Annotated in this window: 16 protein-coding genes; 10 read left to right on the forward strand and 6 right to left on the reverse strand. The window is 34.3% G+C overall.

Annotation, left to right across the window (positions count from 1 at the left end; all coding sequences use genetic code 11):
• Nucleotides 1–4: 4 nt before the first annotated feature.
• From MTX13_RS01065 to MTX13_RS01075, 3 genes are all read right to left on the reverse strand, one after another.
• The gene (locus MTX13_RS01065) at nt 5–3,151 is read right to left on the reverse strand and encodes a glycoside hydrolase family 2 TIM barrel-domain containing protein (RefSeq protein ID WP_250432521.1); all 3,147 of its coding nucleotides are present in this window, start codon (nt 3,149–3,151) and stop codon (nt 5–7) included.
• A 297-nt stretch (nt 3,152–3,448) separates the two neighbouring features.
• Nucleotides 3,449–6,256 (reverse strand): triple tyrosine motif-containing protein, encoded by a 2,808-nt coding sequence (locus tag MTX13_RS01070; RefSeq protein WP_250432522.1) that lies wholly within the window; start codon nt 6,254–6,256, stop codon nt 3,449–3,451.
• Nucleotides 6,257–6,401: 145 nt separating this feature from the next.
• Nucleotides 6,402–8,438, reverse strand: coding sequence for a FlgO family outer membrane protein (locus MTX13_RS01075; protein ID WP_250432523.1), 2,037 nt, complete (start codon nt 8,436–8,438; stop codon nt 6,402–6,404).
• Between the two features lie 122 nt (nt 8,439–8,560).
• Here MTX13_RS01075 and MTX13_RS01080 point away from each other — a divergent pair, with 122 nt between their 5' ends.
• The 7 genes from MTX13_RS01080 (at nt 8,561) to MTX13_RS01110 (ending at nt 17,315) form a co-directional block, all read left to right on the forward strand.
• Complete coding sequence (locus MTX13_RS01080; RefSeq protein ID WP_250432524.1) at nt 8,561–10,411, forward strand: sigma 54-interacting transcriptional regulator; 1,851 nt, start codon at nt 8,561–8,563, stop codon at nt 10,409–10,411.
• 186 nt (nt 10,412–10,597) lie between these two features.
• On the forward strand, nt 10,598–11,152 hold the full coding sequence (locus MTX13_RS01085) for an OsmC family protein (RefSeq protein ID WP_104736154.1): 555 nt from the start codon (nt 10,598–10,600) through the stop codon (nt 11,150–11,152).
• 83 nt (nt 11,153–11,235) lie between these two features.
• Complete coding sequence (locus tag MTX13_RS01090; RefSeq protein ID WP_250432525.1) at nt 11,236–14,667, forward strand: 4Fe-4S binding protein; 3,432 nt, start codon at nt 11,236–11,238, stop codon at nt 14,665–14,667.
• 27 nt (nt 14,668–14,694) lie between these two features.
• Nucleotides 14,695–14,985 (forward strand): hypothetical protein, encoded by a 291-nt coding sequence (locus MTX13_RS01095; protein ID WP_250432526.1) that lies wholly within the window; start codon nt 14,695–14,697, stop codon nt 14,983–14,985.
• Nucleotides 14,986–15,005: 20 nt separating this feature from the next.
• Complete coding sequence (locus tag MTX13_RS01100; protein WP_250432527.1) at nt 15,006–15,635, forward strand: ABC transporter ATP-binding protein; 630 nt, start codon at nt 15,006–15,008, stop codon at nt 15,633–15,635.
• Nucleotides 15,632–16,867 carry an ABC transporter permease gene (locus tag MTX13_RS01105; protein ID WP_250432528.1) on the forward strand — a complete coding sequence of 412 codons (1,236 nt, stop codon included), beginning with the start codon at nt 15,632–15,634 and terminating at the stop codon, nt 16,865–16,867. The genes MTX13_RS01100 and MTX13_RS01105 overlap by 4 nt, the downstream gene beginning before the upstream one ends.
• Complete coding sequence (locus MTX13_RS01110) at nt 16,857–17,315, forward strand: hypothetical protein (protein WP_250432529.1); 459 nt, start codon at nt 16,857–16,859, stop codon at nt 17,313–17,315. The genes MTX13_RS01105 and MTX13_RS01110 overlap by 11 nt, the downstream gene beginning before the upstream one ends.
• Before the next feature lie 362 nt (nt 17,316–17,677).
• Here MTX13_RS01110 and MTX13_RS01115 read toward each other — a convergent pair whose 3' ends face one another.
• The gene (locus tag MTX13_RS01115) at nt 17,678–18,121 is read right to left on the reverse strand and encodes a MarR family winged helix-turn-helix transcriptional regulator (RefSeq protein WP_250432530.1); all 444 of its coding nucleotides are present in this window, start codon (nt 18,119–18,121) and stop codon (nt 17,678–17,680) included.
• Nucleotides 18,122–18,289: 168 nt separating this feature from the next.
• Here MTX13_RS01115 and MTX13_RS01120 point away from each other — a divergent pair, with 168 nt between their 5' ends.
• Genes MTX13_RS01120 through MTX13_RS01130 form a run of 3 tightly spaced genes read left to right on the forward strand, consistent with a single transcriptional unit; the run spans nt 18,290 to nt 21,992 of the window.
• Complete coding sequence (locus MTX13_RS01120) at nt 18,290–19,081, forward strand: GLPGLI family protein (RefSeq protein ID WP_250432531.1); 792 nt, start codon at nt 18,290–18,292, stop codon at nt 19,079–19,081.
• A gap of 52 nt (nt 19,082–19,133) precedes the next feature.
• Nucleotides 19,134–20,117, forward strand: a complete 984-nt coding sequence (locus tag MTX13_RS01125; RefSeq protein ID WP_250432532.1) for an alpha/beta hydrolase — start codon at nt 19,134–19,136, stop codon at nt 20,115–20,117.
• A gap of 57 nt (nt 20,118–20,174) precedes the next feature.
• Entirely contained in the window at nt 20,175–21,992 is a 1,818-nt protein-coding gene (locus MTX13_RS01130; protein WP_250432533.1) for a dienelactone hydrolase family protein, read from the forward strand.
• A 565-nt stretch (nt 21,993–22,557) separates the two neighbouring features.
• Here the strand turns inward: MTX13_RS01130 and MTX13_RS01135 are convergent.
• Together MTX13_RS01135 and MTX13_RS01140 are read right to left on the reverse strand one after the other, a co-directional pair.
• Nucleotides 22,558–23,307, reverse strand: a complete 750-nt coding sequence (locus tag MTX13_RS01135) for a hypothetical protein (RefSeq protein WP_250432534.1) — start codon at nt 23,305–23,307, stop codon at nt 22,558–22,560.
• 408 nt (nt 23,308–23,715) lie between these two features.
• The gene (locus MTX13_RS01140; protein WP_250432535.1) at nt 23,716–24,357 is read right to left on the reverse strand and encodes a DUF6266 family protein; all 642 of its coding nucleotides are present in this window, start codon (nt 24,355–24,357) and stop codon (nt 23,716–23,718) included.
• Nucleotides 24,358–24,376 lie beyond the last annotated feature (19 nt).

The following is a 24,376-nucleotide window of genomic DNA, read 5'->3' on the forward strand; positions in this document are numbered from 1 at the left end:
TTTTTTATTTACCTACGTTAATATGGATATATGTTCTAATCTCCCATTCGTTTCCATCAGGAAACCCAACAGGGCTTAATATTGGTAAAGTAGAAAATCCCTCAACTGCAGCTGGAGCATACCTATTAGAATATTGGTCTAAAGTACGATAGGTCCCTCTAATGCCAATTTGTGTATTTGGTAAAATATACCAATCCGGTTTTCCTAATGTAGTTGATAAATCAAGCATTACCTGAACAGGGAATGTCAGGTTGAAGTCGCGATGATAATCATAAGGTCCCCAATCATTGAACTTTGATGAGTAAACTACCTTTAATTTTTTATAAATTACCCTTATATCACCACCATACCGTTCAATCAATCTTGGGTCACTACCATTTGCTTGGGCATTCCCAAAATACAAGTTGGCTATAATTCCAAAATCTGAATGAATTTTAGATACTATTCTGGTATTAGATTCCCACAGGTCCTCTGCTGGAGCTGCTCCTGGAAATGCAAATGTAGTTCTTCCATCAGGCAAAATACCAATGGCAGCATCTTGTGAAGTGGGTAAATGACGAAAAACAAAACCAGTACTAAAAGCAAATTTGGCGTCTTCTTGTCTATCATTGTCCCATTGGTACATCCATGTTCCTGGCGTTGGATCATAAGTTAAGAGTAATTCACCAGCCACCGTTTCTCTGTTAACTCTAACTGCAAATGGATCATCTTGAATATTTCTTAATCGTCCTGGAGCGCCAACATCCCCTGGCATAGGATCAACCAATGGTTTTTGCCATAGGAAATTAGGTGCTACCTGTAAGTTTCCAAATGAGTAAGTAAACCCAGTTAAAAAATTGCTTTGGTTTCCACTACCTGAATCTTTGAGTCTCCAGCCTGTAAAAGTTTGAGTAGCATCGGCTCCACCATTAGCAACCAATCCCATTACAGCACCTTGTGCATACCAATTAAATCGCCCTTTAGAATAGGTGATTTTTGCTTTTCCACCCCAATTATCTTGGCCTTTAATTTCATCTTCATAAACCGTGTAATTTCCTGATTCTCCTACAGCATATTGAAACTTGCGACCATTCAGAGGTTGTCCAGCCCAAATCCCACCAATCTCAAGGCCTACATTACCAATTTTGGTTTTAGCATAAAGCGAAGCTCTTCTAGTCTGAGGTAATGGTACTGCAATAGAAGATACGGCTTCAGGTGCATCATCAATATCATTATGGAAAACAGCAGCTACATCAAACTTACCAAAAGTTCGTTCATATTTTAAAAGAAAAGCTGGATTTGCTCCCCACCACAATTGTGGTCCAAAAGCAGCTTTTAATCCTTTAAGTGAACCTTTAGCGTCAATTTCCATACCTGAAATCTCCCCATTGTAGATATCTAAATTGGGGCCGTAATTGGCCTCTGGATATAAACCAAAAAAATCGCCTTCATATTGCCAGTGATAATGATTGGTTCTATAAAATCCTCTTAAATCAAAGTCTTTATGGTTCCATTCGTATTCTGCGCTATATATTTTAACCCTTTCAATATCCGAAAGTTGAAGTTCTCCTTCGGCTGTGTTAACTGCTCTGGTTCTTGCTCTATTTTCATAAAATATTTCATCTATTGGATTTTCGGCTACATTACCCACAATATTCACATTCACATTAGCTCTCATGTTTGCTGTTGGATTAGCTTCTACTCCAATATAGAAAGATTGCATATGATCAAAACCTAACTCATCCGGAAATACCAAATCATCTTCACTAGGTTCATCAGGTGTCGTAATTAAGCTACCACCAGTATTAAAAGTTGTGAATTCAGCTCTTAATTGACTAATTCCTAATTTTTGTGAGCTTTGCGATTCGAGCGCAGCCTTATCACCTCTTGCCTTTAAAACGGCATCCATAATTTGAATATTCTTAAAATAATTATTTAAGAATTCTAAAGTCATCCCTTCATCATAAGGATTTAATTGATGAGCTTCTTTGAGTGTATAATAAGCCGCGCGTGGATAAAGGTCGTAAAGGCCTCGCTCATTTGTTGGGCCCTTGGCACAAATTCCAAACCATTCTTCATTCATATTATTTTCACCAGGAGCCAAATCATGCGGATATCCACCATTCGCCCATGAGGCGTTACTATCATGAACATCAGCATTAACCCTATCATCGAACCCATATTTCCACCAACCATCGCTAAACTGAAAGGTGAAACCTCCTATTGAAATTCCAGACTTACCCAATCCAGCCGCATTTTCATAAATTTCCTTCCAATTACCCAACATATAATATGCCTGCATTTTTTGATCCTCTTTCTTTTCTATTTCATTAAAAGCATCTGCACCAAATTCAGTAAATAATAATGGCATATCTAATTTTTCCTTTACGACATCAAACATGTCAGTAAAGGACACGCCTCGATAAGTATTAGTTCCATATATATCAACATCTTTACATTCTTCAGCTACAATATCAATAAAGAGAACATCCCCATTACAAATAGCCACAGGATGAGATGGGTCTGCCGATTTCATGAGTTTTGCAGCTTCATTCATTAAACGGTACATAGGTCTACCTCTTTTTTCACCTATATATTCTTTTTCTTTTTCATCGTCAGGAAAGTCTTCTGTTTCAGCACCTTGCCAGAAAAGACCATAATTATTTTCGTTTCCTAATAGGTACATTAATAATCCAGGTGTGTTTTTATACTCATTAACTAGGCCCTCAATTTCTGTTAACAAATACTCTTGAGTATTAGGGTCATCGTAAATGGTTACGGGTGTCCAAACGCCATCAAGTGTCAATCCATAGCGACCAAAAGAATGGTTCAACATAGTATAAATCCCATAGTTATCATAAATATACTTTATCCATCTTGCTGGCACTCCTGTATATTGTCTTATCACATTTACGCCCATGTTTTTCAATAAGGACATCTCTGTGTCAAGCCCTTCTTTAATGATATCGTCAGAATTCTCCCAAAATCTAGCATCTACAGTATTTTTACCTATTGGAATGTAATCCCAATTCATACCATTAACAATAAAATCTTCACCATTAACCATTAATCGCATTCCAGAAGCATCTTTTTTAACGGTTACTGTGTTTTGTTGGGAAAAGCAAAAACATGTGAAAAAGAATATAAATATTGTTACTAATTTGTCTCTCATAGTGTTAAGTTTTTAATGAAATAAAGTAAGCGAGCGTACTGTTAGTATAAATAAAGTTGAAACCCACAAGACCATAATTGTAAATTTAACCTTTGATTCTATGAATTTGTCATTTTCAACCCCAACAAAAAACATACATTTCAAAAAATATGACCAAAAATTATCAAATCATCAATGTTTGCTTTTAAAATGGAAGAAAATGCAACATAACATTTTTATGATTGGGGAGAAAAATAAAGACTGTAAAACCAAAATGTTGTGGTAATGTATGGTCAAAAAAGCTAATTGTTGTATGCTTTACAATTCCAATATGTAGTCTGTTAAGCTTGTTTCATGCTCTAATTCCATTTTTTTACGCAATCGATATCGTTTTACTTCAACACTCCTCACAGAGATATTCAACAAAGGAGCTATTTCTTTTGAAGATAGATTAAGTCTCAAATACGCACACAGGCGAAGGTCATTATGTGTTAAGGATGAATGTTTGGATTTCACTTTTTTCAAGAAGTCTTTATCAGCATTGTTGAAAGCTTCTTCAAACATTTCCCAATCATTTGTGTTGTTGATATTTTTATCAATCAATCTGATTACAGGGTTGAGCTTCTTTTCTGCATTAATCTTTTTCAACTCTTCCTTAATGCTATTTAAAAACTCATTTTTCTTAATTAAACTCATCGTGGAAATCGCCAACTCACGATTTTTATTCTCAATATCTTGTGTTAAACTCTCATTCTTAAAATTAATAACCTGCTGTTGGTTTTCCAACTCTTTTAATTCGAGGTCCTTTTGGGTTTGGGCTAATATCTTTTTTCTTTGGTTTTTGTAATATGCTCTGTAAATAAAGTGAATAATCAAAAGCATTATAATACCAATAATAACATAAATTACCAGAAAAAGATTTGACAAATACCAAGGTTTTTTAATTTTAAAGTTAAATGAAGCAGTATTAATGGTTTCTACATTTCCAATTTTTCCTCTAACTTTGAAATTATAATCACCATATGGTAGGTTTTCAAATAAGTGAACGTTTTCTGTAGACCAATTACTCCAATTGTTATTATAACCTTCTAAAATATATTGATATCGCTTTTCAGAATATTTGAAGTATTCCGGAATACTAAAAGAAAAATAAATATTATTGGTCTTATTCTTAAATATTGATAATTCCTCTAGAGAAACTTTTTTCATTTCTGAATCAAGCGCTCCAGCCTCAACATGATTGATTAGTATATTAAATTTATCGTCAACCTTCAATTTTGATAAATCAATTATTAAATAACCATTTGAAGTTCCTAATAAATAATGGGTATCATACAAATAACTAATGTTTTCATAGCCATTCTTATTATTAATAAGTTTTTTTGGTAACGGTATATTTGTTAGCTCCGGAATATTACTAAAGGAATCAAAATCTAGAAATGCTAAATTATACTTTGAGAATCCCCACAACTTATTTGTTTCATCAACAATAAGTTTTCCAGATGTGTACTCAATTTTACTATATAGCTTTGAAAAAATGGAATCTTTATAAAAGCGGTCTTGTAATTTATTGTATTTGAAAACACCACTTTGATTTGCATAAAAAACGGACCCTTTATATTTGATCAACCCAGAATTCAGGTCTTTTTCAAAATCTGGTTCTTTATTAACTTGTATTGTTTTTTTTAAAGATGAATCCAATTCAATTTTAAAGACACCCTTGTATTCATGACTTACAAAAACTTTACGACCAATTAATTCAAAGTACCTGGAAGAAATATCGAATCCTTTAATTTTGTTTCGAAAACGCCACTCACCAACTTTTCTTTCCAATATATTGAGACCATCATATGTTCCTTGAATCAATAGGTTTGGATTATCTTTAATAGATTTAACGGCCCAAGTACCCTGCGTATTAAGTAACAAAAGAGCCCGATTATCATCCTTAACAACAAATGTACCACGATCATGCCCACAGAATAGCTCTCCATTGATTTCCGACAAATTCCATACCTGCCCATTAGTTTCTGGAATTAGCAAAAACTCTTCATTACTATTAACTCTCTTATAAAACAGCCCTTGATTTGTACCTAAATAAATATTATTGTTAAATACAATGGACGTATAAATAGTTCCTAATTTACCTGAATAATCATAATATATATCATATGGCGAGTTACTTTTTATAAAATTGATTCCATTATCTAATCCAAGCCAAATATTATTATCAATATCTTCAATTATTGAAAGAACAGTATTATTTTGAAGCCCTCTAGTTTGATTAATATGATAAAGTAAATTACCATCATAGTCTAGAGCAATCAAACCATTAGATATTGTTCCCAATAGAATAGTTTTATTTTCAAGTATTTCAGCAGAATAAACCGTAATGTCCTTAATTTTTTCACCAAACTCAATATTCCAACGAGTCAAATTGCCATCTTTAAAATAATAAAACCCTTTTCGTTCAGTTAAAACTAAATAACCCTTATTATAATCAAACATATTCGCAACTCTAGATTCTAAAATTTCAGGTGAATTTATAAATAGTTCTGAAGTGCCATTTTCAATCTTAAAAATACCCTCCCCAAATACTTGGTAAAACACTTGATCCTCGATGTTGTACATTTTAACAATGCTAGATTTTGGTTCCACAACATCAAAGCTTTCATCTAGAGTATTGTATATATATATTCTGTCAAGTGATTGGAATAAAATCCAATTTTTAATGTTAATGATTTTCCAAAATTCTTCATCCTCAACAATGCCTTCAAGCTTATTAGATAAAGATGTATAAATTAATGTTCCTGTATCATCCTTAACCCAAAAACCAAATTCCATGTAGCTACCTGTATACACCTTTTCCCCAACAACATGAACAGACCTCATAACAGTTTCATTTGGATTTTTATAAAAATCCCATGTAGCTCCATTATACTCTAATAAACCTTTATTGTTTGCTATATAAATGTACTTGTTGGACGATTGCGAAACATCCCAATTTTGATTATCCGCATCATATTGTTGAGGCGTAAAACTTTCAATTGGAGGTAATTCTTGTGCTAGTAATTTACTAGACAAAAAAGCCAGAAAAAGAAAATAAATATAAATTGCTTTTAACTTCACAAAAAATCATTTAATAATTACAATTATACAAATTATTGAAGTAAGGAACCTTAAAAGTCATGAAGCAGCTTTTAAAAAAGTGAGTACCGCCTATTCATGTCAAGTACAGTTTTGCTTACGAAGCAATAATGTTATCAACCAATTCTTATTTATTGGTATCTATACCATGATCCTTAAGAACCTGAATAAAACGCGGGTCGTCTTTTAAGTAACCAAAAAAGGCATTTCGTTCGCGCTTAAATGTTCGTGTTTGCTTATTTCTAACCGTATCTAAATAAAACAACACGCTATCGGTTTGTTTTAAACTGGAATATACCATAGCCAGCTGGTGACTTTTTTCTCTTTCGGTAGCGTTTTTTCGTATAGAATCTATAATTCTATAAGCACTGGCCGTATCACCAACCTTTGTGTAACAATACCCTAAAAACCTATTAAAAACATTCTGCTTTTTTACCATTTTACGCAAGGGCACAATAGCCTCGTTGTATTTATCTTGGTCTAAATACAGTCTGAAGAAATTTCTATTGATAACAAATTCGTTATTTCCAGAATCGTCCTTTTGAACCTTTTTCATGAGTTGTTCAGCTTCATCATATTTATAATTTGCCATTAAAGCCGTAAAGTATCCATTAGCCGTAGCAAATGACAGCGGATCCAACCTATAGGCAATTTCTGCTTGTTCCAATTGTTTTTCGTACTCTTGGTTGTAATAAAAAAATGTTGAATATTGGTGTCTAGCTGTTACATCGTTTGGCGACAACGCAATGGCTTTTTTAAAAGCGGCATCTGCCTTTTCTGTTTCACCTTCAATATTATAAATTAAACCTTTAACAGAGTATATTCTGGACACCTTGTTATTAATTTGTTCGGCTTTATTAAGATAGGTGTGGGCCAATTGCGAAGCTTCTTCTGGATCTCGTGAAGAATAATAGGTTTCCAAATAAATGGAATTCGCAATTTCGGCATAGGCTTCAGCGTAATTAGAATCAAGCTCAATGGCTTTTTCGTAAAGCTCAATACTTTTTGCCAAACTTTCGCTATTTCGTTTATCGGCCTCCTTTCTTCCCATTAAAAAGAGTTTATAGGCTTCAATATCACGAACAGGTATTGTAGCCAACTCTTTTTGTTCTTCAAAGGAAATACTCATATCTAAAGCTTCAACAATTTTTTGGGAGACTTCAGATTGCACCTTAAAAATATCGGTTAAAACAACATCGTATTTGTTGCCGCTAATAATTTTATCTGTGCTAACTTCAATCAATTGGGTGTTAATTCGTACATCACTATCATATTTTAAAATACTACCCACCAAAACATAGGAAACCCCTAACTCTTTAGCTATCTTATCCAGACTCTTGTCGGTGTCTTTATAGCCCATAACAGAATTTCTGGATATAACATGCAAGTCTTTTATTTTAGATAAATTGGTAAGGATATCCTCTGTCATGCCATCTCTAAAAATTTCAGCATCATGGTCATCACTCAAGTTATCAAAAGGCAGTACAGCTATAGATTTGTCATTGACAGGATTGCTGCCTTTAAAAAAATCCAACTTATAAAAAGTAAAAACAATAGCTGATAAAAGTAAGGCAATAGCTAATACCTTGAGACCCAAATGCTTCTTTTTTTGCGGAACAGAGTTTTTTAATTTCTCTTTAATTATTTCCTTTTTGGGGATAACCAAACCTTTATTTGATATCGCAAATAATGGCATGGTATCGTTCACGTTCTTTAATTCAAACGCGTCAAGGAATTTTGATTCAATATGACTATGGTTCCGTATTTGGTCATGTACCCTGTCAGAAATCAATATACTACCAGGTAGCGCACAGTCCTCAATACGGGATGCTACATTTACAGCATCACCAATAATATCATCTTTAGAATATACAATATCACCAACATGAATACCAATCCTTACAGGAATTTTGGGCTCTTTTAAAAACTCCATCTGTAATTCAATGGCACAGTCTACAGCCTCAACAGTACTTTTAAATGTACTTAATGTACCATCTCCAAAATACTGAATAATGTTACCATTATGTTTGGCCGTAATAGTTTTAAAAGTTTCACGATGCCTATTTCTAATTGCTATTGTTTCGGCTTCATCCCGTTGCATCAACGAAGTGTAACCCTCAATATCAGTAAACATAATAGCGGCAAGCAACCTTTGTTGAGACATCTAAACGACGAATTAATTAACAGATTAAATTTAAGTAAATATTATTAAACTTAATTTTCAAATTAACAAACGATGCAATAACACGATAAATATTAATATATTTATGGGACAATTTTTAGACAATGCCTAAACCCGCAACTGAAAATCTAATTGAGTTTTTATCAAACATCCCTTTCTTTTCTGAAGTCACCAAAAGCTCCCTTAAACATTTAACCACTGTACTGGAACGAGAGACTTTTAGAAAAAATAAATTGGTGTTTGAAAAAGGCAGTGTAGGCGAATATATGTACATCATTTTATCAGGCAGTGTTAAAGTACATGAAAAAAATCATGTGTTCGGGCACATGCACGCTGGCGAATGCTTTGGTGAATATGCCCTTATTGATAGTAATAAACGCTCGGCTTCAATTACTACTTTAGAAGAAACTCATGTTTTAAAAATTTATAGAGAACACTTTTTTCAACTTATTTCAAATGATATTGGGTTTTCGCAAGGTATTCTTTCGGTACTTATTAAAAGGCATCGCAATATCGATATCATACAGGAAAATTTAGCTTCTTCAAAAAAAGCTTTGGAATTAGCCAATTCTAAATTAAGTGGCTTGATTGATGGCGCCATGGATGCGATTATTATGTTTGACGAAAAATTTAGAATCCTACTAACCAATCCTTCAGCTAGCGTATTGTTCGAGAATAACGATGTTATCCAACGTAATTTGTTACTATTTTTAGACGAAAGCAGTGCCAATCGTATCCAAAATCTTATAAAAAACGATTTGAATAACGACCAGCCCTTGAGCAGCAATTACCTTCCTGATGTCATCAAAGTAATAGGATCACATGAAACCGAAACCTTAAACGAAGGAACTATAAGCAAATGGGGAGATAATGTAACATCATTCTACACCTTAATTTTAAGAAATATTCAAGACAGGCTTCAAGCAGAAGATAAAATCGAATTTTTAACCTCACAGACGGAGTATCTCAAAGAAGAAATTAAGGAACTCACCAGCGACCATGGAATCATAGCTGAAGATAAAAGCATGAAGAAGGTACTGCAACTTGTCAATAAAGTGGCATCCACAAATGCTACGGTTCTCATCAATGGTGAAACTGGCACAGGAAAAGAGCTTGTTGCAAGAGCCATACACCAACTAAGTGATAGAAAAGACAAACCACTTATACGTATTAATTGCGGTGCGATACCAACAAATTTAATTGAAAGCGAACTGTTTGGTCACGAGAAAGGGGCTTTTACAGGCGCCACAGCAACCAGAAAAGGCCGGTTTTTGTTGGCTGATAAGGGAACCATCTTTTTAGATGAGATAGGTGAATTACCTTTGGAGTTACAACCAAAATTACTGCGTGTTATTCAAGAAGGTGAGTTTGATCCTGTTGGTAGCTCCGAAACTATAAAGGTAGATGTTCGCATCATAGCGGCTACTCATCGTGATTTATTGCAACATGTTCAGGATAAAAAGTTTCGGGAAGATTTGTTTTATAGGTTGAATGTATTTCCTATTACAGTTCCACCGCTTCGCGATCGTGGTAATGATATTTGTTTGATTGCCGATCATATGATAGCAGAATTTTCACGCGAATTGAACAGACCTATAAACCAATTGTCCAAAGAAGATAAAGCGGCCTTAATAAACTACAATTGGCCAGGCAATGTTCGTGAACTTCAAAATTTAATTGAACGCGCTATTATTATTTCACAAAACAATAGCATTTCTTGGCAATCTATTATCCCTCAAGGTGGTATTGAACAGGAAGCAACTACGCTACAAACATCCAATACAATCTATACAGCACCAGAGCTTATAGAAATTGAAAAAGCCAATATTGAACGTGCACTTAAACGTACCAAATGGAAAATCTCTGGCGAGAATGGTGCCGCCAAACTATTAAAACTACCACCAACCACACTTGCTTCAAGAATAAAAGCTTTAGGTATCGAGAGACCCATTTAAACTTCTCAAAATTCACGAAATCTCGGAAATAAACTCACGATAATTCGTGAATAAACGACATATCGTTATAATTCACTACAATAAAATATACAATAAATAACTGATTATCAACTATTTATAAAATTTGGCACAGCTACTGCTTATATATTGGCAACAAAAATGTTTAACAATTTAAATTTTAAAAAAATGATTACAACAGCAAATGTTAAAAACGGAGTAAACGTTGACCAATTAGTAGAAACAATTAGTCACATTCAAGAACAACCAGAGTTAGCCAAGTTTCAATTTAGAGCTAAAAACAACTGGATCGATGGCGGACATTGTGTATCGAGCATCAAAAGCTTTTACGGCGCAGGTGCAGAAGATTCATCACGTGAAGAAACCTTCACTATGGAATGCAGTCACCCACAAGTCCTTTTAGGCCAAGACGAAGCTGCAACACCACCAGAGGTATTATTACATGCTTTAGGTTCGTGTTTAACGGGCGCTATGGTCTACCATGCAGCCGCTAACGGAATTGACATCGAGAGCGCATCTTCTTCTTTAGAGGGTAATGCCGACTTACACGGATTCTTAGGATTGGATCCTGAAGTGCGTACAGGATTTAACGGTATTACTTTTAAATTAAAGGTAAAATCCGATGCTTCAGCTGAACAATTGGAAAATTTAGCCAAATTTTCTCCAGTTTTCGACATGATTACCAATCCTACTCCAGTTTCAATAGAAATTGTAAAGGAGTAGTAAAACTTAAAAAATGGCTGAATCACAGAACGTGATCAGCCATTTTTTGCTTTAAGATAACATTATCACATCATTCACAAAAAATGAAACCCGCACCTCAAGCCATACTAAATGCCAATCAAGCTGTCGCTGAAATAGCCTTTAAAACAAACGATGTATTTCCCATATATCCTATTACACCTGCTTCGGAAATGAGCGAGATGGTTGAACAATGGTGTGCAGAAAACAAAATAAACATCTTTAACAATACCCCTTCCGCATTTCAAATGCAAAGTGAAGCTGGAGTAGCTGGAGCCATGCATGGTGCATTGCAAACAGGGTCTTTGGCAACAACGTTTACAGCCTCACAAGGCTTGTTGTTAATGCTTCCCAATATGTATAAAATAGCCGGTGAATTAACACCAAATGTCATTCATGTAGCAACCAGAAGCATCGCGACCCATGCCCTTTCTGTTTTTGGCGACCATAGTGATATTATGGCTGTACGTCAGTCTGGTTATGCTCTGTTGGGTAGTTCAACGGTTCAGGAAGCTTATGATTTTGCACTCATAGCGCAAGCAGCAACCTTGGAATCAAGGGTTCCTTTTTTGCATTTCTTTGATGGTTTTAGAACATCGCATGAAATGAATAAAATAGCACTAATCCCAGATAGTGTTATTCAACGTATGTTAGATGACGAACATATTGAACAACATAGAAACAGAGCTTTAAACCCCAACAAGCCTGTAATTAGAGGGACATCGCAAGGCCCTGATGTATTCTTTCAAAGCCGTGAAGCCGTGAATACGCATTACAAGCTATGCCCTGAAGTAGTTCAAAAAAAGATGGATGAATTCGCCCGATTAACAGACAGGGAATACAAACTTTTCGACTATGTAGGTCATCCTGAAGCCGAACATATAATTATAGCTATGGCTTCATCTAGTAGTACGGTTGAGGCGACAATCAATCAATTAAATGAAAAGGGTGAAAAACTAGGCTTAGTTAAAGTGCGTTTATTCAGGCCCTTTAGCACCAAACACCTTATAAAAGCCTTACCAAATACAGTGAAATCAATCGCTGTTTTGGACAGAACCAAAGAACCTGGCTCAACTGGCGAACCCTTATATTTAGATATCGTACAAGCTTTAAATCAGGCTTATCAAGAAAACAAAATCACAACAATGCCTAAAATAGTTGGAGGGCGTTATGGACTATCCTCAAAAGAATTCACACCAAGTATGGTGACCGCCATCTTTCAAAATTTAAAACAAGACCAACCTAAAAATAATTTCACCATTGGAATAACCGACGATGTCACGCATTTAAGCCTGGATTATCCAAAAACCTTTAAACTGAATAACAACCATTACGAAGCCATCTTCTATCAAGAAAAAACAAATGAAGAGGTCAACAGTTTTAATACCATAACCAAACTTTTAGGGTATCAAAAAGACCACTTTGTTCAGAATTACATAACCAGAAGTTATAAAAAGTCCGATGCATACTGTGAGGCACATTTAAGAATGGGTAATAGCTCCATTAACTTACCGTATCTAATCACGCAAGCCAATTTTATAAGTTGTACCGATACGCAACTAAACCATAATGATGCTATCATTTCAAAAACCAAAATAGGCGGCACCATTTTGGTTAAAACACGGCTTTCAACAAAAGCGCTCTGGCAAATGCTTTCAGCCAATAAACAGTATCAAATCATTGAAAAAAACATTGAGCTACTAACAGTAAATACGGAAGAAATACAAGCCTCCAACATACAGAAAATCAATGCAATTTCAGCTATACATGCATGCTTCTTGGCTTTAAAATCCGATTATGCGTTTAAAAATGAATTTTCAAAATATAAGGAATTCATCTACCAAGTCGATAAAACAGTGAATCACAATCCTGAATATATTACAGCAGACTTTGACAAAGCTTTCAATCAAACGCTTTTAGGTCAGTTATTATCAAACAGAGGCAATGATGTACCAGTAAGCCTCCTTCCTATCGATGGTAAGTATCCAACAAACACATCGCAGTTCAATTCACCAACCAACAACCAAGAGATCATATCATGGAATGCCAATACCTGTACGCAATGTGGCGCTTGCAGCATGGCTTGCCCATTGTCGGCTCTGCGTATTAAAGTATATGATAACAAGTGTTTAAAAGACAAACCCGATTCATTCAATCAGACCACATCACTTGATTTTGATTTGCTAAATTATACCATTCAAGTAAACCCTGAACAATGCAATCACTGCAATAACTGTTTGGATGTTTGCCCGTCTAACGCACTTACACAAACAAATAGGTTTCAAGAGGAAGTATCAAACTGGAGCCATTTTAAAACCATTCCAGAATTTGATAGATCCAAAATCAATACCGAAAAAGTCAGTCAGCAACAACTACAGGAACCCTTATTCAAATATGCCAATGGAGATAAAGGTTGTGGCGAAATGGCTTACCTAAAGGTCATGTCACAACTATTCGGTGACCGTATGCTTATTGCCAATGCTACAGGTTCTAGCTCCATTTTTGGCGGCGCCTTACCCACTACGCCATGGTCAACTAATAGTAAGGGTCAAGGGCCTGCTTGGTCAAACTCCCTCTTTGAAGATAATGCCGAATTCGGTTTAGGCTACAGAATGTCCATAAACCAATTGGAAAAACAAGCTAAAAATCTATTGGAATCCTTATTGCCAGTTTTGGATTTCGATTTGGCGTACGACATATTAAAAGCAACCCAAAACAACGAAAAGGAAATTAACGAACAACGTGAACGCATCTGCACTCTAAAAGAAAAGCTTCTCGAAATCAATTCACCAGTCGCAAAAAGACTACTGAACATAGTTGATAACTTGGTCAAAAAGAGCGTATGGATTGTAGGTGGCGACGGTTGGGCTTACGACATTGGCTTTGGCGGATTAGACCATGTTATGGCATCTGGCGAAAACCTCAACATCCTTATTCTAGATAACGAGGTGTATGACAATACAGGAGGCCAAGCCTCAAAAGCAACACCGCTGGGAGCACAAGCCAAATTTGCTTTTGGTGGCAAAAACAAGCAAAAAAAGGATTTAGGCTGGTATGCCATGAATTACGAAAACGTATATGTAGCGTCTGTGGCCATTGGTGCCAATCAAGAACAAACCTTAAAAGCCTTTAACGAAGCCGAAAGTTTTAATGGACCATCCATCATAATAGCCTATTGCCATAGTAGCAATCATGGTATCGACATGAAAAGTCCAAGCAAGTATCATAAAGCAGCAGTTGCTTCAGGACAATGGCTGTTATATAGAAACGACCCAAGAAGAAAAAACCAAAACCTGAACACCTTAAAATTGGATTCTCAATATCCAACTATACCCATTGAAGATTATTTAAAACTGGAAAGTAGGTTTACTAAAATAGCAGACAACAAACAACATGTTCAACAACTTCAAAAATCCGTCAATGCTCGTTTTCAAAAATATAGTACTATGACTATTTCTAAACCGATAAAAAGAGGTGATCAATTAACCACCAAATAGGTACATTAGCGTAACCTGAATGAGAACATGTTGTCCGAACACAACATTAATGCGCTTGGTCTACCTGCCCAAGATTTAGACACAGAATTATACTCTGCAAACTTAAGACTAGTCTTAAATCCTAGAATACTATTCAATACCTTTTATCAATACAATAGTTTTGATAAACATGGTCAATGGAATTTAAGATTAAGTTGGGAATATATGCCATTATCATTCATATATTTGGTGTTTAATAATATTCAAACAGACCTTTTTGATCCTATGACCCAGAAAAAACAATGTATTAGTAAAATAACCTTTTTAAAGCAGTTTTAAATTCCCATTCGAAAAAGTATATGGTACGTACGGAAAATCTAACATTTAAATACCATCAAAAAGAAACGGTTTTTCAATTCCCTGATATTGACTTAAATCAAACTGAAAACCTGCTTATTCTGGGTAAATCTGGAATTGGAAAGACCACTTTACTTCACCTAATGGCTGGTTTGTTAAAACCCAGTTCAGGGACTGTAACCATTACTGATGTCAATTTACAATCGCTTAACAGCAAACAATTGGATAAGTTTATTGGTGAGAATATTGGTTTGGTATTTCAAAAAAACTATGCGGTTCGGTCTTTAAACGTTATGGAAAACATCCAGGCTCGCTTATTCTTCTGTAAGAAAAAAGTTGATCATTCAGCTATTACAAATTTGCTTCAACAGCTCAATATAGAAAGCTGTAAATCGAAAAAAATTAATGAGTTAAGCGAAGGTCAATTACAACGATTGGGCATTGCGCTGTCTGTAATACATGAACCAAAATTAATTTTAGCCGATGAACCTACAGCCAGTCTTGATGATGAAAACTGTCAAGCCGTTATGAGCTTGTTATTAGATCAAGCCAAGAAAAACAAAGCCAATCTTGTGGTTATTACACATGACCAACGTGTAAAACCGCTATTTCAAAATATATTGGAGTTATGAATATTTGGAAAATCAGCATAAAAAATCTGTTTCATAAACCTTTATATACGTTATTAAGTATTATAGCATTGGCTATTAGTATTGGGTTGCTTTTAGGAATTAGGCAATTGGATACCGCTGTAAAGCAACAGTTTGATAACAGTTTAGGTAATATCGATTTGGTTATAGGTGCTAAAGGAAGTCCTTTACAGTTGGTATTGGCATCGGTCATGCATATAGACAATCCTACTGGGAACATCTCGTATCAAGAAGCCAAAAAAATAAGCAAAAACCCATTGATTAAAACCGCTGTACCTATTTCTTATGGAGACAATTATAAAGGCTTTAGAATTGTTGGGTCAACCGAGCAATTTGCTGCTTTATATGAAGCCGAGCTTGATAAAGGGCAATTGGCACAAAAAGCCATGGAAGTCGTTTTAGGGCATACCGTTGCGCAACAATTAAACCTTAAGGTTGGCGATACCTTTTTAAGTTCTCATGGTTTTATGGATAATGATATGGATGTGCATTCTGATCCGTTGATTGTTGTAGGTATTTACAAACCCACTCAAAAAGTTATTGATAGGCTTATTGTAACCAATTTAGAAAGTGTTTGGGAAGCACATGACCATGACGACCATAAAGATCACGAAAACCATGAGGGACATGATGACCATAGCGAACATATTGAACACATAGATGAGGATAAAGAAATTACGTCTTTACTAGTCAATTTTAAAAGTCCCATGGGACTATTAACCATTCCGAGACAGATCAATGAAAAAACATCCATGCAAGCTGCATTACCAAAATATGAAATTGAACGTCTTTTTCAATTTACAGGAATTGGCGTAAAGGTTATCTCATGGATAGCTTATATCATATTAATCATTTCATGCATCACCATTTTTATTAGCCTTTTTAAAATGGTAAAAGAACGCGCGTTTGATTTGGCCTTACTTAGAACCTATGGAGCCAGTAATTTTCAATTGATCAAAATTGTCGCTTACGAAGGTTTTTTGATAGGCGTATTGGCAACAGTCTGTGGAGTAATCATTTCACAATCTGGCCTATTTTTTGTTTACAGAATGATTAAAGAAGAATACAAACAAACCATAATGCAAAATTTATCCTATATTGATATATTACAGACCAGTGTATGGGTATTTGCAATGATTGTAGTGGCCATCACGTTATCTATACTCCCAATCATATCAATGAACGTCTCAAAAATTTTAAGCAATGAAAAATAAATTAGCCCTTTTAATAGCCCTTGTAGTTTTAAGCACCTATACCTGTTTCAGTCAAAAGAAAGTGACCTGGGATGATCTCGCGCAAGTTAAATTTTCAGAAAAATACTTTCCAGCTTTGGGTGAGACTTTTTTGTACCCAGAATTCAGTCAAGCTGTAAAAGATTTAGAAGGAAAGGAAATTGTAATTATTGGATACTTTTTAAATATTTCGCCAGCAGAAAACATCTATATTCTATCAAAAAATCCTATGGCTTCATGCTTCTTTTGCGGTGTAGGCGGACCAGAAACAGCCATAGAGTTACAGTTTAAAGAAAAGCAACCCTATGAAACAGACGATTTAATTATGGTCAAGGGAATATTGTCTCTTAATGTAGATGATGTTGAACATTTTAATTACATCCTTAAAAATTGTAAAGTTGAAAAAATGGTCCCAACCATAAAGTCTTGATAAAAACTAAAAACACTTCAAAACATTATATTTGCGATCATATTAATCTCACCAAATATGGTTAAATATTTTACTTTTTCTGTAATAAATTTACCATTTAGTTCAACAATAATAACAGAAATAGTGCTGCCAATGGGATTCCATATTTCATTTTCTAATGCATAATTTTAATATCCCAATGCCCTTCAAGAAAACGTAATACCTCTGACTTGTTTGTTGCACTTGTGTATTGAGCATTTATAAATGTTGTAATAATGAACATTGACAAAAAATAATATTTAAAAAGGCGGCATCATTTATTAATTTCAAGATTTTCATAATTCTAGTTTGATTTAATGTTTAAAAGTAGATACCTATTCGTCTTATAAATCAGAATTACAGTTATCTGTAATTTTTTTCAATGTTGTCTTTAAGCTTTTTAAATCGGTATCTGAAATATTTTCGAGCGCTATTTTTCTATTTTCAATAATTATAGGAGTTAATTTATCAACAATTGCATAGCCTTTTGCTGTAAGTTTTAAAAGAAATTTTCTTCTGTCTGATTGATTAATTGATCGAGATAAATAGCCCTTTTTTACCAATAGCTCAATTATTCGAGTTAAAGATGCATAGTCTTTAAATAGAATTTGAGCTAACTCTTTTTGAGCACTATCCGGATCTTCTTTTATAAGGTTTAACGTCAGTAACTGATCTAAAGTTATATTTGGATCAATGACCGATATTTTTTTTTGAGCATACTTTCTATATTCTTTTATAGCCTCATCTATATAATAGAAAATACTTTTACGAGGATCTATTTCAAACATTTAACATATATTTGATACAAATATAATTGATATATCAATTAATAAAAATATTTTTGTTCAGAATTATAACTCTATATATAGTAATGACACATAAAAAAACAATAATTGATTATTTTATACTCTTTGCATTTGCACTTGCTCTTAGTTGTCAAGAGAATGGAAACAATAATGAATAAAATAAACCTAATATTTATTGCAATAGTATGCTTAACAGCATTGACCTTTTTTCAATCTCACATAAAAACCAACGATTTTGAAGAAAAATCAGATACTTATTTGAATTCTCAAAACATTGTAGGAAAGGTAACTTATAAGTCCCATAAAAAGATGAAAACCTTGTTAGATAGCACTAAATATGATAAAGAAACGATAGAAAACGTACAAGGCTATTTTACTAAACAATTTCAAAAGGAATATGTTTTAGAGTTTAATAAAACCAAATCCTTATTCTTTGAAAAAGAAAAACTAGATCTAAATGGTAGCACCAATAATTACAATGATAAATTGTTCAAAAATTTCACAACAAGACGTTATGTCCATAAAAAGGAATTGCAAGGAAAGGTGTTTTCAATTCAAGACACCATTCAAGCTAAAGAATGGCAAATTCATCAGGAAACAAAAAACATAGGGGTTTATTCATGCTCCAAAGCAACGCTTCAATACAAAAAAAACGACTCCTTGATTTTGGTTACTGCGTGGTTTACAACTCAAATCCCAATAGCTAATGGACCTTATTTATATGATGGCCTTCCAGGGCTCATTTTACAGGCAGATGATGGCAACTTCAGCTATCTATGTACAAATGTAGAACTTCAAAACGAAAGGAAAGAGTTTAAAACTCCTAAAGGTGGTAAGGTAGTCTCTCAAAATGAATTTGATGTCATTTTATCAGAGAAATCAAAAAAAGGCAAAGCTCGTGCAGTAGAGTATTTAAAGGCAATAGAATCATCTCGCAACTAATTAAAAATTAGTTAATAAATTTTCAAATAATAAAACTACAAAAAACAAAAAAATGAAGAAGTTAGTAATAGTCCTGTTCTTAATGAGTAGTATTAAAGCAAGTCCTCAAGAAAAAGAATTTAATGCTCCTGGAGAGTTTGTTGATATAGGCGGATATAATATTCATTTATTAGTGGAGGGCAAAGACAAAAAAGGACCAACGGTAGTATTTTTTCATGGTGCAGGCGATATTGCCTTACATTGGAATTTAGTACTACCAAAAGTTGGAAGGTTTGCAACAGCTGTAGCTATTGATTTTGCAGGAGAAGGCTGGAGTGAACATGGGCACGGGCTAGCATTAAACCAACAAGTATACGATACCTATCAGGCCTTACAAAAAGCTGGCTACAAAGCACCATACATTGTCGTTGGACATTCTTTGGGCGGTATTCAAGCCAATTTGTTTGCTGTAGAATATAAAGATGAGGTAAAAGGAGTAGTCATGGTTGATGCTACACATCCAGATGTAACACTTAAAATCTTTAACAAGGAAACAAAACAAATGGAATGGAAACGTATGCGTTTAACTGCTGACCAGCCCATAAAAGAAGTGGTAAAAACACCATTGACTAAAAAGCCTGAAATAAAATCGTTTCAAGGGAAACGAGACTTTGGAGATATGCTTAAAAAGTTTTCTGATGAAGATAAAGCGCGGTTCAATTGGATTTATAATGATCGCCCTTTCACTTACGTAAAAGGACAAAGTAATACTTATGAAGCCGAAATCATGCAAGATATGTATCTAAATAAGGGGAAATACACTTTGGACGACATTCCGTTAATAGTCATTGCTGGAGGAAATAAAAGTATTCCTGAAGGCGATGAAAATTGGAGTTCAGAGCAGTTAGTTAAGCATAGAGATTCATTACAAAAAGATTTACTGAATCTATCTATAAATAGTAAGCTAATTATTGCTAAAAAAAGTGGGCATTACATACAAATTGATCAACCTGAAATAATTGTTAAACAAATAAGACAATTGGTTAAAAATCAATAAGCACAACTGTAACAATTTTATGATGAGGCTATCTTAATTAAAACAAACAGAACAACAATGAATAAAAAAATCTATTTCAATATCATCACTATAGTCTTAATTACTTTAAACGCTCATTCACAAAGCAATATTACAAACCACTTAACTTTTGGTGAGTTTTCCGTAGGCTATAAAGTGTTTCACACCTACGATAATAGCCGCTCTTTCTTCCAAAAATATGATTATTACGGCAATAGAACAGAATACCCAATAGGCAGGCCTATGCAAGTTTCTATTTGGTATCCGTCAAAACTCGGCAATAAATCTAATAACTTACAGTACAAAGATTATGTTGGTTTCACATCATCTGAAATAGACTTTGAAAAAACATCAATAGAAGACAAAGACACTAGTATCAATGCGCTTGTTAATTCCTTAAACAACAAGACAAAACAAGATCAATTAAAAAAAATACTGAATAGCAATACCCATGCTCTTCTAGATGCTGATGAAATCACTGGTGATTTCCCAATCATTCTTTATGCACCACCAATGAATACTTCTGCAATAGATAATAGTATTATATGTGAATATTTGGCAAGTAAAGGATATGTAGTACTTTCAGTTATGGCAAAGGGTGAATTTTCACAACTTCAACAAAGAAATTTAAACGCTGTTAAAGTTCAGGCTGAAGATTTAGCATTCTTGTTACAATATGCAAAAAGAAAATATCCGAGTAATAAAATTGGTGTTTTCGGGTTTAGTTTAGGCGGATTGTCAAACATTGTATTCGCCTCAAAAAATAAAGCTGTAGACGCAACCATTTCATTAGATGGCTCCATTATGTCCCAAGGATGGTTGAGTGACTTCACAAAAAGTGAATTGTACAATCCAGAACGTTTTACTTCAAATCTACTATTCATTGGTAAAAATTTAAAGTCACCCGATCAAAATCCAGCAACATTTCTTGAAAATGTAAAATATGCCGACAAAGCCTTGATTAGATACGATATTGAAAACCATAATTACTTTTCAGGTTTATTCTTATTGTATGAAATGGTTAATAACGAAACTCTAACTGAAGATGAAAAAGAAACCCATTATAAGTTTTATGCAGAAATGACTAACTATATAGGGCTCTTTTTTGACCACTATTTAAAGAACAAAAATAGTTTTAAAGAGTATGAGCCTATAAGCCATGATTTTAGTTTTCAATTTAAAAAAGGCAAAAGAGCACCTTTAGATCCTAATTCCATAGGACAATTAATCATTGAAAAAGGGGTTGACTATGTTGAAACCATAATCGACTCAACCTTGACCTATGAAGAAGATTACTTAAATACGGTAGACTGGCGAAGTTTGTTTCAAACCGCTAGTACTTTAAGAAATAACAATCAAGTTAATGAAGCCATTAAAACCTTATTATTAGCAGATCGCGTGATGCCCAACTTTTATACAATTCATCGTGAGCTAGGAAACTTATATTTAGAAAACAGTAACTCAAATTTAGCTGCAAAGCATTATCAAAAAGCATTAGCTGACAATCCAAGAGACGTAGAAAGTTCAAAGGCTTTAAAACAACTAAATATCAAAATACCAGATTATCATAATACCCGTATTCAGGACCTACAACCCTATCTCGGTAAATATATTGTGGATAGCGAAAGATATAGAGAAGTATATCTTAAGGATGGTAAGCTTTATCTGGAGTCTAATTACTGGGTGGAACCCCTTCTTTTATGGCCATATAAAGCAAATGTATTTTTAGTAGAAAGTGATAACCCAAGAGACAATATGCAGATTCTATTTCAATTTAATACTGATGAAAAAGTTGTTTCGATGAGTATTCGTGGTTTAAATTCAGGAAGGGTAAATGCTCCAAATATCAAGAAATAATAGAATTCTAAACCTATAACCATGAAAACTTTACTTTTTTTCACTATTAATTAATTTTTTACCAAAACAACCTTAAAACACAATAGCATAGTGAAAGATAGAATCATGAGTCGAATTTTTGGGGCTTTGTCGCTATGAGTTAAATGCCAACCAAAAAGTAAAGGTCTTATTTAATAAAGCCTGATTTGGGCAAGGTCACAAGGTCTTTAACCTATAAAAAATGAAGATTAAACTAATAACACTCCAAAACCACAATTCCTACGCCATCCTTTGCATTCAAAATATACAATTCCCCATCAACCTCTTGATAAAACCGTACACTCAATCCCTGTAGCATCACCTTGTCATCCTGAACGGACGTTGAGGCTCTCGAAACGCATTTCAGTATCCAACCAAATTCCTGTAACGCAGGAATCCGCTGTCGTAAGCATAAAGCACAAAAGCTTCGAGAATAGGAGCCTCGCGACGCGAAGTTTTGGGCTTGGTTCACCATAGGTGAAATGCCTACCGACAGCAAAGGTCTTTTTTGCTTCGTTTTTTGGATCAGCAAAAAATGAAGAATTAATTAAAAACAATCCAAAACCGCAATCCCTACCCCATCCTTTGCATTCAAAATATACAATTCCCCATCAACCTCTTGATAAAACCGCACGCCTAACACAGAAATTAAAGACCCAGAAGAAATAGGCATGCTATTGGGTACTAAAGACACAATACTTCCAGCAAAATGCTTATCCAACACTAGAGTATCTGCAAGATGCAAATCAAAATCCAGCGTATTAAAATCCATATCCAAAACACCATAGGTTAATTCAATATGCGTAGCACCTGTTATAAACCCAACTTGCTTAATATGAAATTCAGAAATAGTTAATTCAAAAGTAGTAGCGTCAACAGCATAAGTAAAAGGCAGAACACGCTTCACATCACATTCAGACGTATAATTAAACCGTTTCAATAAACTTAAGCCATTGGCATGGGCAACACCTTGTCCAACCCGGCGTTCACCACGCTTACTTACGGTATCCAAATCCTTCAACTGTGTGAACAAACTCATCAACCTACTATGAAAATGTGTAAACTTATAGCCTTTGTAAAAAGGTCGCAACGCCATCCTAAAAACTTTATTAACAGCAGAACAATGCCCAAACTCACTACTGTTTTCTCGTACACGCCGCATACTAGGCTTATTCTTGATGTCTTTCGCGTTAAAACCTCCACCAGCTTGTCTAACAACAGGTTTGCCGTGCAAATAGTAAAAATTTAAGCCGCCCAATGTACCTACAAATGGTAAAATACCTTTCTGTTTTGCCATAACTCCTGTATTTAAGTTAAACACCTCATGTATAGCAATATACAAAAATTTAAAACAAGGGTTATAGCGTGGTTATAGCGTACTTATATCATGCTTATAGTGTGGTTATAGCGTAATAGATAAACGTCTAGTACAAATCTAATTAATGAAAAACTAATAAGATAAAGGATAAGGCGGTTTCATATTTGATAGTATCATATGATACTATCACAAATACAAATCATTACTTTCCGATACAATATTTAACTTTTCTTTAAAATAAAGGGTTCCTCGTGTTTGGGCAACAAATAGGATACAAAAAATGCATAAAAAGAGTAAAACAAGAGCAATCATTAATAAATTCACTTACTAATATAGCATAAAAAAACCGCTCGATTTGAGCGGTTTTCAAATAAAAGCACCAAGCTATTAATTGGCTATCCCAGAGCCTAAATAAGTACTGTTTGATACTTGGCTACCATCGACAGTTATAAATGCCATAAATAGCTCTACAGTATCTCCTGCGTAGGTTGTTGGTATTGCAACAATTTGAGTTCCTACTGTTCTGTCTGCACCATCTGTTAAAGAAATAGATTCTTTCTTTGATGGATTGTAAACCAATAACATTGCTTTATCGGTAGCGTTGGCGTTACCTTCAGCAGAGTTATCATCCCAGTTAAAAGTTACCTCTCCAGGTGTTGCAAGATCTGTAGAAGGGTTCAAAGCAGCTGATAAACCGCCTCTACTTACTAATGCGGTTGCATAATCCACCTCAAAGTCTGGTTCGACTCCTGTAATGGCATTATTCAACACATAAGACATCGCAGCATTAAATGCTGTTTTCTTCACTGCTAAAAACTTATACCCTTTTTGGATAAATGGTTTAACAGCTTGAATAAATTCTAAAGTCACAGTAAACTTGTTTCTTTGGTTTACCTGACCTACAGTTCTTGGATTGGCTACACTTGAAGGTTTAATTCTGATGTAGTCAATACCTTTCCAGCTTCCACCGATAATGTTTCCAACCTTACCGGAAAGCCCTCCTAAAATTCCTTGAGCAATTTTACCCATAACATAAATAATTTAAATG

Source organism: Hanstruepera flava (genome assembly GCF_023634025.1).
GTDB lineage: Bacteria > Bacteroidota > Bacteroidia > Flavobacteriales > Flavobacteriaceae > Hanstruepera > Hanstruepera flava.

Bases quoted from the DNA above. Each gene is read 5' to 3' on its own strand.
- MTX13_RS01130 (WP_250432533.1), top strand. From the start codon at position 20,175: ATGAATAAAAAAATCTATTTCAATATCATCACTATAGTCTTAATTACT.
- MTX13_RS01105 (WP_250432528.1), top strand. From the start codon at position 15,632: ATGAATATTTGGAAAATCAGCATAAAAAATCTGTTTCATAAACCTTTA.
- MTX13_RS01120 (WP_250432531.1), top strand. From the start codon at position 18,290: ATGAATAAAATAAACCTAATATTTATTGCAATAGTATGCTTAACAGCA.
- MTX13_RS01135 (WP_250432534.1), bottom strand. From the start codon at position 23,307: ATGGCAAAACAGAAAGGTATTTTACCATTTGTAGGTACATTGGGCGGC.
- MTX13_RS01095 (WP_250432526.1), top strand. From the start codon at position 14,695: ATGTTGTCCGAACACAACATTAATGCGCTTGGTCTACCTGCCCAAGAT.
- MTX13_RS01080 (WP_250432524.1), top strand. From the start codon at position 8,561: ATGCCTAAACCCGCAACTGAAAATCTAATTGAGTTTTTATCAAACATC.
- MTX13_RS01115 (WP_250432530.1), bottom strand. From the start codon at position 18,121: ATGTTTGAAATAGATCCTCGTAAAAGTATTTTCTATTATATAGATGAG.
- MTX13_RS01065 (WP_250432521.1), bottom strand. From the start codon at position 3,151: ATGAGAGACAAATTAGTAACAATATTTATATTCTTTTTCACATGTTTT.
- MTX13_RS01110 (WP_250432529.1), top strand. From the start codon at position 16,857: ATGAAAAATAAATTAGCCCTTTTAATAGCCCTTGTAGTTTTAAGCACC.
- MTX13_RS01100 (WP_250432527.1), top strand. From the start codon at position 15,006: ATGGTACGTACGGAAAATCTAACATTTAAATACCATCAAAAAGAAACG.
- MTX13_RS01075 (WP_250432523.1), bottom strand. From the start codon at position 8,438: ATGTCTCAACAAAGGTTGCTTGCCGCTATTATGTTTACTGATATTGAG.
- MTX13_RS01085 (WP_104736154.1), top strand. From the start codon at position 10,598: ATGATTACAACAGCAAATGTTAAAAACGGAGTAAACGTTGACCAATTA.
- MTX13_RS01140 (WP_250432535.1), bottom strand. From the start codon at position 24,357: ATGGGTAAAATTGCTCAAGGAATTTTAGGAGGGCTTTCCGGTAAGGTT.
- MTX13_RS01090 (WP_250432525.1), top strand. From the start codon at position 11,236: ATGAAACCCGCACCTCAAGCCATACTAAATGCCAATCAAGCTGTCGCT.
- MTX13_RS01125 (WP_250432532.1), top strand. From the start codon at position 19,134: ATGAAGAAGTTAGTAATAGTCCTGTTCTTAATGAGTAGTATTAAAGCA.